Origin of the sequence: Rathayibacter sp. Leaf299, from assembly GCF_001423055.1 — a bacterium.
In the GTDB taxonomy this organism is placed as follows: domain Bacteria; phylum Actinomycetota; class Actinomycetes; order Actinomycetales; family Microbacteriaceae; genus Rathayibacter; species Rathayibacter caricis.
The window spans coordinates 930,022-944,197 of the sequence record NZ_LMNT01000002.1; the positions used below are offsets into that span (position 1 = coordinate 930,022).

Below are 14,176 nucleotides of genomic sequence, written 5' to 3' on the forward strand. Positions count from 1 at the left end.
CCCAGGCCCTCGTTCACGCCGCCTTAGCTCAGTCGGCAGAGCGTCTCACTCGTAATGAGAAGGTCGTGGGTTCGATTCCCACAGGCGGCTCCGTTCCCCTCCCTCCACCAGGTTCCCTGGACGGTCCGCGACTACCATGTCCTGGATGACCCCGACCCGGACCACTCCGACCCGGACGACTCCGTCCCGCCGCCGGCCGTGGCTGCTCGCGGTGTCCGCGGTCCTCGCCGCGGTCCTGCTCGGGATCGGCGCGTTCAGCGTCGGAGCCGCGCTGGCCGGCGACGAGGAGCCCCGTGCGGCGGCGGTCGCGACGACCACCGCCACTCCGGAACCGACGCCGACGCCCACTCCGTCCGCCCGGCCGACCGTCGCGGACACCGCTGCCGCTCTGCGCACCTGCTCGGTCGCGGACGCGGCGGCGGATCCCCGCCTCGGCTCGATGCAGGCGCGGGTCGTCGACGCGGCGACCGGTCAGGTTCTGTTCGACCGCGGCGGGGAGACCCCCTCGCGCACCGCCAGTGCGCTGAAGATCCTCACGGCCGCCTCCGCGCTGGCCGTCCTCGGCCCCGAGACCCGCATCGCGACGACCGTCGTGCGGGGGGAGGCTCCCGGCTCCGTGGTGCTCGTCGGCGGCGGGGACGTCACGCTCAGCCGGCTCCCGACCGGGCAGAGCTCGTTCTACTCCGGCGCGGCCCACCTCGACGATCTCGCAGAGCAGACCCGCAGCGCCTGGGACGCCGATCCGGGGACCGCCGGCACTCCGATCACCTCGGTGGTCCTCGACTCGACGCTCTTCACCGGCGACACCTGGCAGCCGACCTGGAACCGCAAGGAGCAGACCCAGGGTTACATGCCCGAGATCACGGCGCTGCAGGTCGACGGCGACCGAGCCGATCCGACCGCGTCGACCTCGACGCGCGGCACCGACCCGGTCGGGCGAGCCGGCGCGGCGTTCGCGGACGAGCTTCCCGGGTCGCCGTCGATCAGCACCGGGACCGCTCCGGCCGGCGCCGAGGTCCTCGGGACGGTCGAGTCCGCTCCGGTCCGCGAGCTCGTGCAGCAGATGCTCCTCGTCTCGGACAACGCGATCGCCGAGATGCTGGCGCGGCTCGTCGCGATCCGCACCGGCGCCGGCAGCACCTTCGCCGCCGAGCAGGCCGGCGTCCTGCAGGGCCTCGCGGGCTACGGAATCGACACGACCGGGATCGTGATCGCCGACGGGTCGGGTCTGAGTGACGACAACTCGGTGGCGCCCGCCTCCTTCACCGAGCTCCTGCGCAAGGTGCAGGCGCGCGAGGGCGACCTCGGTGTCGTCCTCGACGGACTGCCGGTCTCGGGCCGCACCGGGTCCCTCGCCTACGCCGACCGGTTCGCGGGTGAGAACGCTGTCGCCGATGGCGCAGTGCTCGCGAAGACCGGCTGGATCGACACCGGCTACACGCTCGCCGGAGTCGTCACCGCCGCCGACGGCGCCGTCCTGACCTTCGCCGTGTACGCCCTCGGCGACGTGGCGGACTCGGCGAAGACCGCGATCGACACCCTCGTCACCGGCTTCTACCGCTGCGGCGCCGGGCTCTCCGACTCCTGACCACGCACTCCCGACTCCGCTCCCGACCCCGCTCCTCCGGAAGGAACCCCATGACCACCGCGCTCCTCATCGTCGACGTGCAGAACGACTTCACCGAGGGCGGTGCGCTCGCGGTGGACGGCGGCGCCCGCGTCGCCGAGGACGTCTCGGCGTACCTCACGGCGAACCCCGAGCGGTACCGGACCGTGCTCGCCTCCCGCGACTGGCACGACGGCGACTCCGACAACGGCGGCCACTTCTCGCCCGAGCCGGACTTCGTCGACAGCTGGCCCGTGCACTGCGTCGCGGGCACCCCCGGCGCCGACTACCACCCCTCGCTCCGGACGGACGCGATCGACGTGCACCTCTGGAAGGGCCAGGGGCGTCCCTCCTACTCCGCGTTCGAGGGAGTCACCGCCGATGGCGACGGCCTGCCCGAGACGCTCGCGCGGCTGGGAGTGACGGAGCTCGACGTCGTGGGGCTCGCGACCGACCACTGCGTCCGGGCGTCGGCGCTCGACGCCCGCGCGGCCGGGCTCGAGGTGCGGGTGCTCGAGGACCTGGTCGCCGGAGTGTCGGCGGAGGCGAGCGCGGCGGCGCTGCGCGAGCTCGCCGAGGCGGGCGTGCGCGTCGAGCAGTCGGTCTGACGAAGTCCTCCCCCTCTCCTCGAGGAGTACCCTCGAGGAGGTGATCCTCCTCCGCGAGTGCCCCGAGCACCGCGATCCGCAGAGAAAGAATGCATCCGTGACTGATTCCGTCGAGACTCCGACTCTCACCGAGGCGTCGCTCCTCGCTCGCACGCCCGCCCAGCTGTACATCGGAGGCGAGTGGATCGACGCTTCGGGCGGCACGACGATCGACGTGGAGGACCCGGCGACGGGCCGGGTGATCCGCACCATCGCCGACGCGACGCCGGAGGACGGCCTGCGCGCACTCGACGCCGCGGTCGAGGCCGGTCCCGCGTGGGCGGCGACCGCGCCCCGGGTGCGCGGCGAGATCCTCCGCCGCGCCTTCGACCTGCTGCAGGAGCGCAAGGACGAATTCGCCCTGCTGATGACCCTCGAGATGGGCAAGCCGGTCGCGGAGGCGCTGGGCGAGGTCGCCTACGGCGGCGAGTTCCTCCGCTGGTTCAGCGAGGAGGCCGTGCGCATCTCGGGCCGCTACGGCGTGAACCCGGAGGGCACCGGACGGATGATCGTGTCGCAGCACCCGGTGGGCCCCTGCTACCTCATCACCCCGTGGAACTTCCCGCTCGCGATGGCGACGCGCAAGATCGCGCCGGCGCTCGCGGCGGGCTGCACGGTCGTCGTGAAGCCCGCGGAGCTCACTCCGCTGACCACCCTCGCCTTCGCGGCGCTGCTCGCCGAGGCGGGCGTCCCTGCCGGCGTCGTCAACGTGGTCACCACGTCGAGCGCCGCGGCCGTGTCGGAGCCGATCCTCTCGGATCCGCGCCTGCGCAAGGTGTCGTTCACCGGCTCCACCCCGGTCGGGCAGACCCTGATGCGGCAGGCCGCCGAGAACGTCCTGCGCACCTCGATGGAGCTGGGCGGGAACGCCCCCTTCGTGGTCTTCGAGGACGCCGACCTCGACCGCGCGGTGGACGGTGCGATGCTGGCGAAGTTCCGCAACATCGGACAGGCCTGCACCGCCGCCAACCGCTTCTTCGTGCACGAGTCGATCGCCGACGAGTTCGCGACGCGGGTGACCGAGCGGGTCCGCGCCCTGCGCGTGGGCCGCGGCACCGAGGAGGGTGTGGGCATCGGCCCGCTCATCGACGACCGTGCCGTCGCCAAGGCCGACGCGCTCGTGCAGGACGCCGTCGAGCGGGGTGCTCAGGTGCGCGTGGGTGGCCGCGCGGTCGACGGTGCGGGGCACTTCTACGAGCCGACGGTGCTGACGGACGTCGTCCGGGGCAGCGAGCTCCTGCGCACCGAGATCTTCGGGCCGGTGCTCGCGATCGTGCCGTTCCGCGACGAGGAGGAGGCCGTGCGGCTCGCGAACGACACCGAGTTCGGGCTGGTCTCGTACGTCTTCACCCGGGACCTCGCGCGCGGCCAGCGGATGATCGAGCGCCTCCAGACGGGCATGATGGGGCTGAACGTGGGGGTCGTCTCGAACGCCGCCGCTCCGTTCGGCGGCGTCAAGTCGTCCGGGCTGGGCCGCGAGGGCGGGCCGGAGGGCATCGCCGAGTACCTCAGCACGAAGTACACGCTCACCCCCGACCCGTTCGCCTGATCCGTGGCACGGGTCGAGGTCGCCTCCCTGGACGATCCGCGGCTGCGCGACTACGCGCACGCCACGGATGTGGCGCTGAAGAACGCCCGGGGCGCGCAGGGGCTCTACATCGCGGAGTCGGCGCTGGTGCTGGAGCGTGCACTGCGGGCGGGGCACCGTCCGCGGTCGGTGCTGGCGCTCGGCTCCTCCGCCGACGAGGCGGAGCGTCTGGTCGCGGAGTTCGACGTGCCCGTCTTCACCGGTCCGGGCGAGCTCCTGGCCGAGCTCACGGGCTACGTCCTGCACCGCGGGCTCATCGCGGCGATGGAGCGGCCGGCGCTGCCCGATCCGGTGGCGCTGCTGGCCGGGGCGCGGCGGGTGGTCGTGCTCGAGGACGTCGTCGACCCGACCAACGTCGGCGCGATCTTCCGCTCGGTCGGCGCGATCGGAGCGGACGCCGTGCTCGTCACTCCGCGCTGCTCCGACCCCTTCTACCGCCGCGCGATCCGGGTCAGCATGGGCACGGTGCTGCAGGTGCCCTGGACGCGGGTGGGCGGCTGGGACGAGACGGCCGCGCTCCTGCACGGGGCCGGCTTCACGATCGCGGCGATGGCGCTGACGGAGGGGGCGCTGCCGCTGCGCGCGTTCGCCGCCACCGCCCCCGAGAGGGTGGCTCTCGTGCTCGGCACGGAGGGGGAGGGACTGACCGCGCAGGCGCTGGCGGCGGCCGACGTCGCCGTGCAGATCCCGATGCGGCACGGGATCGACTCGCTCAACGTCGCGGCGGCCAGCGCCGTGGCGATGTGGGCGCTGGCCGAGCCGGGCTGAACTCACGGGGTGGCGCCCCGTCCGTCGATGTGCGCCGTGCCCCCTGGGCCCGGCGGCCCTGAGGTACCGTGGCTGCCACTCCTGTCCACCCCGCCGGAACGAGGTCCTCATGCCGCAGACGCCGCGACGGAGACGGACCGCTCCGGTCGGCGCTCTCGTCCCGGCTCTGCTCGTTCCGGCTCTGCTCACGCTGCTCCTGACCGGGTGCATGGCGGATCCCGCCGAGATCCCCGGCGACGCGCAGGAGCCCTCCGCGCCCTCCGCCACCGCGCCGGCGGACGGGGGAGCCGACGGCACTGCTCCGAGCGCCGCCCCCGACGACCCCGAGTCGACCGATGTCGGTGCGGCCGTGGCTCGCCGCATCACCGACTGCCTCGCGCGCTACGGGCTGAGCGAGCGACCCGTGGTGCCGGACGACGTGTCCGAGGAGGAGCTGGTCGCCGCCAGGCGACTCATCGAGCAGTACGACCAGACCTTCACGACGTGCACGGCCGAGGCGCTGGCGGCATCGGCCACCGCACCGTGACGGCGGACGGCTGATGCGCCTCGACTCGCTCTCCGCCCTCGTGGCCGGTGGCGCATCCGGTCTGGGCGCGGCGACGGCGATCGCCCTGCTTGAGGCGGGAGCGCGGGTCGTCGTGCTCGATCTTCCGGACGCCCTGGAGCGGGCGGATCTCCCCGACGCCGTCGTCCGGGTGCCCGGAGACGTCCTCGACTCGGACGCCGTCGCCCGCGCCGTGGCGGCGGCCGGCGATCTCCGGGTGGCCGTGACCTGCGCGGGCATCGCGACTCCGGGCCGGCTGCTCGCCAAGGAGGGCCCGCTCGCGCTCGACGGCATCGAGCGGGTGCTGCGCGTCAACACGGTCGGGACGCTGAACGTGCTGCGGCTCGCGGCGGCGTCGATCGTCGAGCGGGAGCCGATCGACGGGGAGCGCGGGGTGCTCGTGACGACGTCGTCGGTGGCCGCGTTCGACGGCCAGATCGGCCAGGCGGCCTACGCGGCGTCGAAGGGGGCCGTGGCGGCCCTCACCCTGCCGCTCGCGCGCGAACTGGCTGCGTCGCTCATCCGGGTGGTCTCGATCGCGCCGGGGACGTTCGACACGCCCCTGCTCGCCGGGCTCCCCGAGCGCGCTCGGACGACCCTGGGTGCGGCGACCCCGCATCCGGCTCGACTCGGCCGCCCGTCGGAGTTCGCGGCCCTCGTGCGGCACATCGTCGAGAACCCGATGCTCAACGGCGAGGTCGTCCGGCTCGACGGCGCGCTGCGGCTGCCCCCGCGCTGAGCGCGCTGCCGGGCTCAGCCCGTCAGACCAGCAGCTGGTGCTTCGCGAGGTCGCGGTAGAGCGGGGTCGACTCGACGAGCTCGGAGTGCGTGCCGACTCCGACGACCTCGCCCTTCTGCAGCACGACGATGCGATCGGAGTCGACGACGGTCGAGAGACGGTGCGCGATGACCAGGAGCGTGCGGTTCTCGGCGACGGCGTCGATCGCGAGGCGCAGGCGCTGCTCGTTGAGCCCGTCCAGGCTCGAGGTCGACTCGTCCAGGAGCAGGATGGGCGGCGCGGCGAGGAGCGCGCGGCCGATCGCGAGACGCTGGCGCTCGCCTCCCGACAGCATCACTCCGCTCTCGCCCACCGGGGCGTCGAGGCCGAGCGGGTTGCGCTCGAGCACGTCGGTGAGGTTCACGGCCTCGAGCACGCGGAGGCAGTCGGCGTCGTCGGCGTCGGGGCGGCCGAGCACGAGGTTCTCGCGGATCGTGCCGGCCAGGACCGGGGCGTCCTGCTCGACGTAGCCGATCTGGGCGCGGAGGGCGTCGCGGTCGACGGCGGTGATGTCGACGCCGCCGAGGCGGACCACTCCGGCCTCCGGGTCGTAGAAGCGCTCGATGAGCGCGAGGATCGTGCTCTTGCCGGCGCCCGAGGGGCCGACGAGGGCGGTGCGCTTGCCGCGCGGGACGGTGAAGGAGACGCCGCGCAGGACGGTGCGGTCGCGCTCCTCCGGAGCCGGATCGGCCCCGTCGGCCGGCACCGACTGCTCGTCGTACGAGAAGACGACGTCCTCGAACGCGATCGCGTCTTCGCCGACTCCGGCGCCGAGACCGCTGACGGAGCCCGCTCCGTCGCCGTCTCCCTCGATGGGGAGGTCGATGATCTCCTGGATGCGGCCGAGAGCGCCGAGCGCCGAGTTGACCGAGGTGATCGCGCCGATGAAGTTGCCCAGCGGCATCACCATCATGAAGAGGAACAGGATGAACGAGACCAGCTGCGCGATGTCGATCGATCCGGAGGCGACGCGGTAGCCGCCGACGCCGAGGACCGCGAGGAACGCGACCTGCATGGCGATCCCGGCGACGGGCACCACCAGAGCGGAGACGTGGGCGACGCGGATGCCGAGGCGGTAGGCCTCGGTCGCGTGGCCCTCGACCACGGCGATCTCGCGCTCGGTCGCACCGGCCGCGCGGATGGTCCGGACGGCGCTGATCGCGCGCTCGACGGCCGCGGCGAGGTCGCCCACCTTCTCCTGCGCCTTGCGGCTCGCGACGCGGATGCCGCGGCCGAGCGTCAGTGCGAGGCCGAGGGCGGCGGCGACGACCACCACGATGATGACGAGCAGCACCCAGTCGATGATCGCCATCGCGATGATCGCGCCGACGAAGACGAGCGAGCCCGCGATCGAGTCGACGAGGCCCTGGGTGAGCACGGCGCGCAGCAGGGTGGAGTCGGAGCCGACGCGCGAGACGAGGTCGCCGGTGCGGCGCGCGTCGAACTCGCGGATGGGGAGGCGCAGGAGGCGTGCGACCAGGCGGCGGCGGCTCGAGAGCACGATGCCCTCTCCGGTGCGCTGGAGCAGGTAGTGGGCGAAGCCCGAGATGAGTCCGGAGGCGACGACGAGGGCGACGAGAGCCCACACGAGCGGGCCGAGGTCGAGTCCCTCCTGCACGCGGGTGATGACCTGGCCGACGACGAGAGGCTGCGCGAGGCTGGCGGCCGCGCCGAACAGGCTCAGCACGACGACGACCGAGAGGATCCCGCGGTGCTCGAGGAGGTAGGGGACGAGCTGCGAGAAGGAGGCGCGGGGCCCGTCGTCGGCTGCGCGTGTCCCGCGTCGTCCTCGTGCGCTCCGGGTGCTGCTGCTCATCGATCGTCCGTTCCCGCTCATGTCCTGCCGTACTTCTTGTGGACCGCCTGGCGGCTCACCTCCAGGCACAGCGCGATCAGCTGCCACGACGCACCTGCGTTGCGCGCCCGCCGGACGGCGATCGCCTCGGTGCGGTCGAGCTCACCGCGGAGGCGGTGGATCGCCCGGAGTGCCGTGAGCGGATCGTCCGCGGCCGCGTCGCCCGCGAGGGTCGCGATCGTGCCGTCGTCCATTGTGCCTCCTCGTCGCTGCGAGCCCGCCGTCGGTCCGGAGAGCGGTGCGTCAACCTCGATTGACGACGCTACGCGCGAGGTGCCTGTCGTGTCAACATTCGTTGACGAGGGGAAGTGCCGGACACACCTTCGGCCCGCCGGGATCCGACGGGCCGAAGGGGGAGTGCTGCCGCCGACTACGAGACGTTGTCGGTGTACGAGAGGTGCTGGGTCTCCTTGGACAGGATCAGCGCGATGAGCGTCAGGACGCCCGCTGCACTGAGGTAGAGGCCCACGAGCACCGGGCTGCCGCCGGCCGCCTGCCAGAGCGCGACCGCGATGATCGGCGCCACGGCCGCTCCGAGGATCGACGCGAGGTTGTACGACATCGCCGAGCCGGTGTAGCGGACGTTGGTCGGGAACAGCTCGGGCAGGACCGCGCCCATCGGACCGAAGGTCAGACCCATCAGCGTGAAGCCGAGGATCAGGACGGCCATCACGCCGACGAAGCCGCCGCCGAAGAGGGGCACGAAGAGCAGGCCGAACACGATGATCGCCGAGGTGACCGTGATGAGCAGCTTCCGGCGGCCGAACTTCTCGGCCAGCGGGCCGGAGACGAGCGTGAAGATCCCGAAGAAGACGACGCCGACGATCAGCATGATCAGGAAGTCGTTGCGGGTGTAGCCGAGGCCGGCGACCGGTCCGTCGGTCGCGGCGGTGCCGTAGGTCAGCGTGAACGTGGTCATCAGGTAGAAGAGCACGTAGGTCGCGAGCATGATGAACGTGCCCAGGATGAGCGGACGCCAGCTGGTCACGAAGACGCGCGCGAAGGGGAGCTTCGCGACCTCGCCCTTCTCGACGACCTTCTGGAACGCGGGAGTCTCGACGAGCTTGAAGCGGACGTAGAGGCCGATGATCACGAGGACCGCGCTCGCCAGGAACGGCACGCGCCAGCCCCACGCGGCGAAGGTCTCGTCGTCCATGGACGTGGCGAGCACGAGGAACAGGACGTTCGCGACGATGAAGCCGATCGGGGCGCCGAGCTGCGGGAAGGTGCCGTAGATGGCGCGCTTGTTCGCGGGGGCGTTCTCGGTCGCGAGCAGAGCCGCCCCGGACCACTCGCCGCCGAGGCCGAGGCCCTGGCAGAAGCGCATCACGACGAGCAGGAACGGCGCGAGGAACTCCCAGCCGGGCGTGAGCGCGGTGGGGAGGCAGCCGATCAGGAAGGTCGCGATGCCCATGGTGAGCAGGGAGGCGACGAGGGTGCCCTTGCGGCCGACGCGGTCGCCGAAGTGGCCGAAGATGATCGAGCCGATCGGGCGCGCGATGAACGCGACTCCGAAGACGGCGAAGGAGGCGAGCAGCGCGGTCGCCGGGTCCTCGTTCACGAAGAAGAGCGTGGGGAAGACCAGGACGGCGGCGGTCGCGTAGGCGTAGAAGTCGTAGAACTCGATCGACGTGCCGATGAGGCTCGCGAGGATGACGCGGCCGCGGGAGTTCTGCGGGGCGGAGGGAGCGTCGGCGGTGGCGGGTGCGTGAGACATGGGAGGGGAGTTGCTCCGGTAGGCGGGGTTCCCCGTGCCGGCGGGCGAGGCGTCGATCGGGCGTCGCGGACCTGGGGGCGGTGGGGGTGGAGGAGTCGGGCCGCTCGTGACGGCCCGACCACTTTACTCCGTGTTCACCCAGCTTCGTGCTGTAGTGCCCCGCGGACGGGGGACCGGCTGGAGGGCGTTGCTGGGCTCAGCCGCGCAGCTCGCGCAGCAGCAGCGCGGTCGCGACCGCCGCCTCCGCCGCCTCACGGCCCTTGTCCTCCTTCGAGCCGGGCAGGCCGGCGCGGTCGATGCCCTGCTGCTCGGTGTCGAGGGTGAGCACGCCGAAGCCGACGGGCTTGCCGGTCTGGATGCTGACGGTCGTCAGGCCCGAGGTGGCGGCGTCCGAGACGTACTCGAAGTGCGGGGTGCCGCCGCGGATGATCACGCCGAGCGCGACGACGGCGTCGGCTCCCGCGTCGAGCGCGACCTTGGCGGCGACGGGCAGCTCGAACGAGCCGGGGACGCGCACGAGCGACCACGAGGCGCCGGACTCGTCGAGGGCGGCGCGCGCTCCGGCGATGAGGCCGTCCGAGATCTGCGTGTGCCACGTTCCGGCGACAACGACGACGCGCAGTCCCGATCCGTCGAGCGGGGTGGAGGTGGTGGGGGCGCCGGAACCGGCCATGCTGTTACTCCTTCGTCGTCGCGCCGGCGATCCCGGCGTCGAGGTGTCCGAGATCGGCGAGGTCGCCGAGGTTCTCGATGTCGTGGCCCATGCGGTCGCGCTTGGTCTCGAGGTAGCCCTCGTTGAACGCGCCGACGCCGACCACGAGCGGCACGCGCTCCGAGACGGTGATGCCGCGGTCGGTCAGCTGGCGGACCTTCTCGGGGTTGTTGGTCAGCAGGCGCACGTCGCGGACGCCGAGGTCCTCGAGGATCCCGACGGCGGCGCCGTAGTCGCGGGCGTCGGCGGGCAGGCCGAGCGCGAGGTTCGCGTCGAGCGTGTCGAGGCCGTCCTCCTGCAGGCGGTAGGCGCGCAGCTTGTTGATCAGCCCGATGCCGCGGCCCTCGTGCCCGCGGAGGTAGACGACCACTCCGCCGTCGCGCTGGATCGTGTCGAGCGCCGCGTCGAGCTGCGGGCCGCACTCGCACTTCAGCGAGCCGAAGGCCTCGCCGGTCAGGCACTCCGAGTGCACGCGGACCAGCGGCGGCCGTGACGTGGACCCGCCGATCGTGCCGGCGACGATCGCGACGTGGTCGGCTCCCGTCTGGCGGTCGCGGTAGGCGCGGACCCGGAACGGGCCGTGGGTGGTGGGGACCGTTGTCTCGACCTCGAAGCTGACCCGGGAGCTCTCGGGGACCGGGACCGACTGGGGCACCTCGGCGTCGCAGTGGAACTCCTGCAGGTACTCGATCAGCGCGGCGACGGTGGTGACGGGGACGCCGTCGCGCTCGCCGAGCGCGATCAGGCCGGGCAGGCGCATCATCTCGCCGTCCTCAGCGACGATCTCGGAGATCGCGGCGACGGGGTAGAGACCGGCGAGCTTCATCAGGTCGACCGCCGCCTCGGTGTGGCCGTCGCGCTCGCGCACGCCGCCCTCCACCGCGCGCAGCGGCAGGATGTGGCCCGGGCGGTGCAGCCGCGACGGAGTCGCCTCGGGATCGGCGAGGACGCGGAGGGTGTGCGCGCGGTCGGAGGCGCTGATGCCGGTGGAGAGACGGTCGGCCGCGTCGACCGAGAGCGTGTAGGCCGTGCCGCGCGGGTCCTCGTTGTCGACGACCATGAGCGGGAGCTCGAGCCGGTCGGCGATCTCGTTCGTCATCGGTGCGCAGATGAAGCCGGAGGAGTTGCGCACCAGCCAGGCGATCGTCTCCTGGGTGGCGAGCTGAGCGGCGACGATGACGTCGCCCTCGTTCTCGCGGCCCTCGTCGTCGGCGACGATGATCGGGCGGCCCTCGCGCAGTGCGGCGACGGCCTCGGGGATGCTGGAGAGGCTCATGCCCCACCTCCGGGAAGGGTGACGGGAAGGGCGTGCGCGGGGGTCGCGACGGCCTGCAGGGCGAGCATCCGCTCGACGTGACGGGCGAGGATGTCGGTCTCGATGTTGACCCGCTCGCCGACGGCGCGGGCGCCGAGGGTGGTGGCGGCGAGGGTCTCGGGGATGAGCGAGACCTCGAACCACTGCTCCGGCTCGGCGGCGGGGCTGATGGCCGAGACGGTCAGCGAGACTCCGTCGACCGCGATCGAGCCCTTGTCGGTCACCAGCGGGGCGGCCTGGGGCGGGAGGGAGAAGCGCAGCACGCGCCACGCGTCGCCCGGCGTGATCGACAGCAGCGTCGCCGTGCCGTCGATGTGGCCCTGCACGATGTGGCCGCCGAGCCGGTCGCCCACGAGGGCGGCGCGCTCGAGGTTCACCGGATCGCCGACCGCGACACCGTCGAGGGTCGACATGCGGAGCGTCTGCGCCATCACGTCCGCGGTGAAGCCCTCGTCGGACTGGTCGACGACGGTCAGGCACACGCCGGAGACCGCGATGGAGTCGCCGTGGCGGGCTCCCTCGACCGCGAGCGGACCGCGCACCGTGAGCCGGATCGCATCAGCGCCCGTCTCGATCGCCGTGACGACGCCGATCTCCTCGATGATTCCGGTGAACATCAGTGGGTCTCCATCTGCAGGGCGTGGGGGAGGCGGGCCGGTTCGCCGGCGCCGCCCGCGGGGTGCGCGACGGGGCGCGCGGTCACGAGGAGGTCGTCGCCGAGGACCTCGACGGAGTGGAGGCGGAGGCGGCGGGCGTCGGCGATGCCCGCGACTCCGATGTCGCCGAGCGCCAGGCGGGGGCCGCCGAGCAGCGCGGGCGCGAGGTAGACCAGGTACTCGTCGACCAGGCCGGCGGCGACCAGGGCGGAGGCGAGAGTCGGCCCGCCCTCGACGTAGACGTGCCGGATCTCGGCGCGGTAGAGGCGGTCGAGCACGGCCTCGAGGTCGTGGTGGCGCTCGAGGACGGCCGGATGCGGGTGGTGGAGCACGTGCGCGTCCTCGGGGACGGGCCGCTCGCCGACGACCACGGGGATCGGCTGGTGCTCGAGGAGCTCGCCCCCGTCGCCGCGGGCGGTGAGGCTCGGATCGTCGGCGAGGACGGTGCCGGTGCCGACCAGGATCGCGTCGCTGTCGGCGCGCTGCTCGTGGACGCGCTGCCGGGCGGCGGCTCCGGTGATCCAGCGGCTGCTGCCGTCGGCGGCGGCGGTGCGGCCGTCGAGGGTCGAGGCCCATTTGAGGGTGACGAAGGGGCGGTGGAGGCGGGCGGCGGTGAGCCACACGTGCAGGAACTCCTCGCCCTCGTCGGCGAGGACGCCCTCGATCACCTCGATGCCGGCGGCTCGGAGGGTGTCGCCACCGCCTCCCGAGCGGGATCCCGGGTCGTTGACCGCGTAGACCACGCGCGCGACGCCGGCCCGGATGAGGGCCTGGCTGCAGGGACCGGTGCGGCCGGTGTGATCGCACGGCTCGAGGCTGACGATCGCCGTTGCGCCGGTGGCTGCGCCCGGGGCGAGCTTCGAGAGCGCATCGACCTCGGCGTGCGCGGTTCCCGCTCCGTGGTGCCAGCCCTCGGAGAGGACGGTGCCGTCGGGCGCCAGCAGGAGGCAGCCCACGCGCGGATTCACTCCGCGGGCGGGACCGCGCTCGGCGATCGCGAGCGCTCTGCGCATCGCGTGCTCGAAATCGATCGTCATTCCCGGTCTTCCGTTCGTCGCCGAACTCCAGGGTCTCGATCGCCGGTGCGCGGGCACCGTCGTTCGACGCCGCGCTTGCGCGCGACGCTCGTGCGCCTCCCATCCGGACTTTCACCGTCGGTCCCGGAATTCCACCGGATCAACAGCTCCCCACCGAAGTGGTCGGCCGCTCGCGGACTGTCACCGCCGGTTCGGACTCTCACCGACCCCGGAGCACGTGCTATCTCGTTCAGCCTAGGACAACGCGGGTGGGGGTGCGGTATTCCCACGTCACACTCGGAGGCGCGAGGTCAGAACGGCGGCGGCTCGGCAGGGAGATCGCCGTGCGGTCCGTCGAGACTCGGTGAGGGGGGCTCCGGTGCCGGTGGACGGGTGAGGTGGTGTTGTCCGGTGGGGCTGGTCCAGTCGAGGACGCCGCCTGGTCTGTGTCGGACCTGCCAGGTGGTGGTGTGGCGGAGTCGGTGGTGGTGGCGGCAGAGGTGGGCGAGGTTGTCGGCATCGGTGGGTCCGTCGTGCTGCCATTCGATGGTGTGGTCGATGTCGCTGTCGCGGGCGGAGCGGGTGCAGCCGGGGAACCGGCAGGTGACGTCGCGGGCGGCGAGGGCCCGGCGGAGGTCGGCGGGGACGCGGTAGGTGGTGCGTCCGACGGAGAGGATCGCTCCGGTCTCGGGGTGGGTGAGGATGCGGGTGAAGGAGGGGGCATCGGCGGCGAGGCGCCGAGCGGTGKCGGGGTCGATGGGGCCGTAGCCGTCGAGGATGCCGGGCTCGTCGGAGTGTCCGAGGAGGGTCAGGATGGGAACGGTGACGGAGACCTGCGGTCGAATCCCGTGGGGCACCCTCGTCGTCGGTGGCGAGTCGTCGGAGCCCGGCGCGGTCTCGCCGTCGAGGAGGAGGGAGGCGGCGACGTCGGCGCGCAGCTGGCCGAGGGTGCGCTCGTCGTGGGGGAGGTCCTG

The 14,176-nt window shown here is 72.7% G+C and carries 14 protein-coding genes, 1 tRNA gene and 1 riboswitch; of the genes, 7 read left to right on the forward strand and 8 right to left on the reverse strand.

What is annotated here, in order from left to right:
* Positions 1-17: 17 nt before the first annotated feature.
* The 7 genes from ASF48_RS11530 (at position 18) to ASF48_RS11560 (ending at position 5,892) form a co-directional block, all read left to right on the forward strand.
* Positions 18-90: transfer RNA gene (locus tag ASF48_RS11530), tRNA-Thr, on the forward strand.
* 55 nt (positions 91-145) lie between these two features.
* A complete protein-coding gene (gene dacB / locus ASF48_RS11535) occupies positions 146-1,588 on the forward strand; it encodes a D-alanyl-D-alanine carboxypeptidase/D-alanyl-D-alanine endopeptidase (RefSeq protein WP_082481381.1) in 1,443 nt (480 codons plus the stop codon).
* A gap of 50 nt (positions 1,589-1,638) precedes the next feature.
* A complete protein-coding gene (locus ASF48_RS11540; RefSeq protein ID WP_055791301.1) occupies positions 1,639-2,214 on the forward strand; it encodes an isochorismatase family protein in 576 nt (191 codons plus the stop codon).
* 97 nt (positions 2,215-2,311) lie between these two features.
* Positions 2,312-3,802 carry an NAD-dependent succinate-semialdehyde dehydrogenase gene (locus ASF48_RS11545; RefSeq protein WP_055791643.1) on the forward strand — a complete coding sequence of 497 codons (1,491 nt, stop codon included), beginning with the start codon at positions 2,312-2,314 and terminating at the stop codon, positions 3,800-3,802.
* A gap of 3 nt (positions 3,803-3,805) precedes the next feature.
* Positions 3,806-4,609 (forward strand): TrmH family RNA methyltransferase, encoded by an 804-nt coding sequence (locus ASF48_RS11550; protein ID WP_055791303.1) that lies wholly within the window; start codon positions 3,806-3,808, stop codon positions 4,607-4,609.
* Between the two features lie 109 nt (positions 4,610-4,718).
* Complete coding sequence (locus ASF48_RS11555; RefSeq protein ID WP_055791306.1) at positions 4,719-5,135, forward strand: hypothetical protein; 417 nt, start codon at positions 4,719-4,721, stop codon at positions 5,133-5,135.
* Between the two features lie 13 nt (positions 5,136-5,148).
* A complete protein-coding gene (locus tag ASF48_RS11560) occupies positions 5,149-5,892 on the forward strand; it encodes an SDR family NAD(P)-dependent oxidoreductase (RefSeq protein ID WP_055791309.1) in 744 nt (247 codons plus the stop codon).
* A gap of 22 nt (positions 5,893-5,914) precedes the next feature.
* On the opposite strand, the gene ASF48_RS11565 is transcribed toward ASF48_RS11560, so the two are convergent.
* The 8 genes from ASF48_RS11565 to ASF48_RS11600 form a co-directional block, all read right to left on the reverse strand.
* Entirely contained in the window at positions 5,915-7,747 is a 1,833-nt protein-coding gene (locus tag ASF48_RS11565; protein ID WP_055791312.1) for an ABC transporter ATP-binding protein, read from the reverse strand.
* Between the two features lie 17 nt (positions 7,748-7,764).
* Positions 7,765-7,980 (reverse strand): hypothetical protein, encoded by a 216-nt coding sequence (locus ASF48_RS11570; protein WP_055791315.1) that lies wholly within the window; start codon positions 7,978-7,980, stop codon positions 7,765-7,767.
* A gap of 176 nt (positions 7,981-8,156) precedes the next feature.
* Positions 8,157-9,503: an MFS transporter gene (locus ASF48_RS11575; protein ID WP_055791318.1), complete on the reverse strand. Its 1,347-nt coding sequence runs from the start codon at positions 9,501-9,503 to the stop codon at positions 8,157-8,159.
* A 196-nt stretch (positions 9,504-9,699) separates the two neighbouring features.
* Positions 9,700-10,176, reverse strand: coding sequence for a 6,7-dimethyl-8-ribityllumazine synthase (gene ribH, locus ASF48_RS11580; protein ID WP_055791321.1), 477 nt, complete (start codon positions 10,174-10,176; stop codon positions 9,700-9,702).
* Between the two features lie 4 nt (positions 10,177-10,180).
* A complete protein-coding gene (gene ribA, locus ASF48_RS11585) occupies positions 10,181-11,491 on the reverse strand; it encodes a GTP cyclohydrolase II (RefSeq protein WP_055791324.1) in 1,311 nt (436 codons plus the stop codon).
* On the reverse strand, positions 11,488-12,147 hold the full coding sequence (locus ASF48_RS11590; protein WP_055791326.1) for a riboflavin synthase: 660 nt from the start codon (positions 12,145-12,147) through the stop codon (positions 11,488-11,490). Before ASF48_RS11590 ends, ribA begins: the two co-directional genes overlap by 4 nt.
* The gene (gene ribD, locus ASF48_RS11595; protein WP_055791329.1) at positions 12,147-13,223 is read right to left on the reverse strand and encodes a bifunctional diaminohydroxyphosphoribosylaminopyrimidine deaminase/5-amino-6-(5-phosphoribosylamino)uracil reductase RibD; all 1,077 of its coding nucleotides are present in this window, start codon (positions 13,221-13,223) and stop codon (positions 12,147-12,149) included. Before ribD ends, ASF48_RS11590 begins: the two co-directional genes overlap by 1 nt.
* Before the next feature lie 87 nt (positions 13,224-13,310).
* Positions 13,311-13,443: riboswitch (FMN riboswitch) on the reverse strand.
* 70 nt (positions 13,444-13,513) lie between these two features.
* The coding region (locus tag ASF48_RS11600; RefSeq protein ID WP_157603151.1) for an HNH endonuclease signature motif containing protein at positions 13,514-14,176 on the reverse strand (663 nt) is incomplete at its 5' end.

Excerpts from the sequence above, each read along its gene's own strand:
- dacB (WP_082481381.1), top strand. The coding sequence starts at position 146 with ATGACCCCGACCCGGACCACTCCGACCCGGACGACTCCGTCCCGCCGC.
- ASF48_RS11540 (WP_055791301.1), top strand. The coding sequence starts at position 1,639 with ATGACCACCGCGCTCCTCATCGTCGACGTGCAGAACGACTTCACCGAG.
- ASF48_RS11555 (WP_055791306.1), top strand. The coding sequence starts at position 4,719 with ATGCCGCAGACGCCGCGACGGAGACGGACCGCTCCGGTCGGCGCTCTC.
- ASF48_RS11560 (WP_055791309.1), top strand. The coding sequence starts at position 5,149 with ATGCGCCTCGACTCGCTCTCCGCCCTCGTGGCCGGTGGCGCATCCGGT.
- ASF48_RS11565 (WP_055791312.1), bottom strand. The coding sequence starts at position 7,747 with ATGAGCAGCAGCACCCGGAGCGCACGAGGACGACGCGGGACACGCGCA.
- ASF48_RS11570 (WP_055791315.1), bottom strand. The coding sequence starts at position 7,980 with ATGGACGACGGCACGATCGCGACCCTCGCGGGCGACGCGGCCGCGGAC.
- ASF48_RS11575 (WP_055791318.1), bottom strand. The coding sequence starts at position 9,503 with ATGTCTCACGCACCCGCCACCGCCGACGCTCCCTCCGCCCCGCAGAAC.
- ribH (WP_055791321.1), bottom strand. The coding sequence starts at position 10,176 with ATGGCCGGTTCCGGCGCCCCCACCACCTCCACCCCGCTCGACGGATCG.
- ribA (WP_055791324.1), bottom strand. The coding sequence starts at position 11,491 with ATGAGCCTCTCCAGCATCCCCGAGGCCGTCGCCGCACTGCGCGAGGGC.
- ASF48_RS11590 (WP_055791326.1), bottom strand. The coding sequence starts at position 12,147 with ATGTTCACCGGAATCATCGAGGAGATCGGCGTCGTCACGGCGATCGAG.
- ribD (WP_055791329.1), bottom strand. The coding sequence starts at position 13,223 with ATGACGATCGATTTCGAGCACGCGATGCGCAGAGCGCTCGCGATCGCC.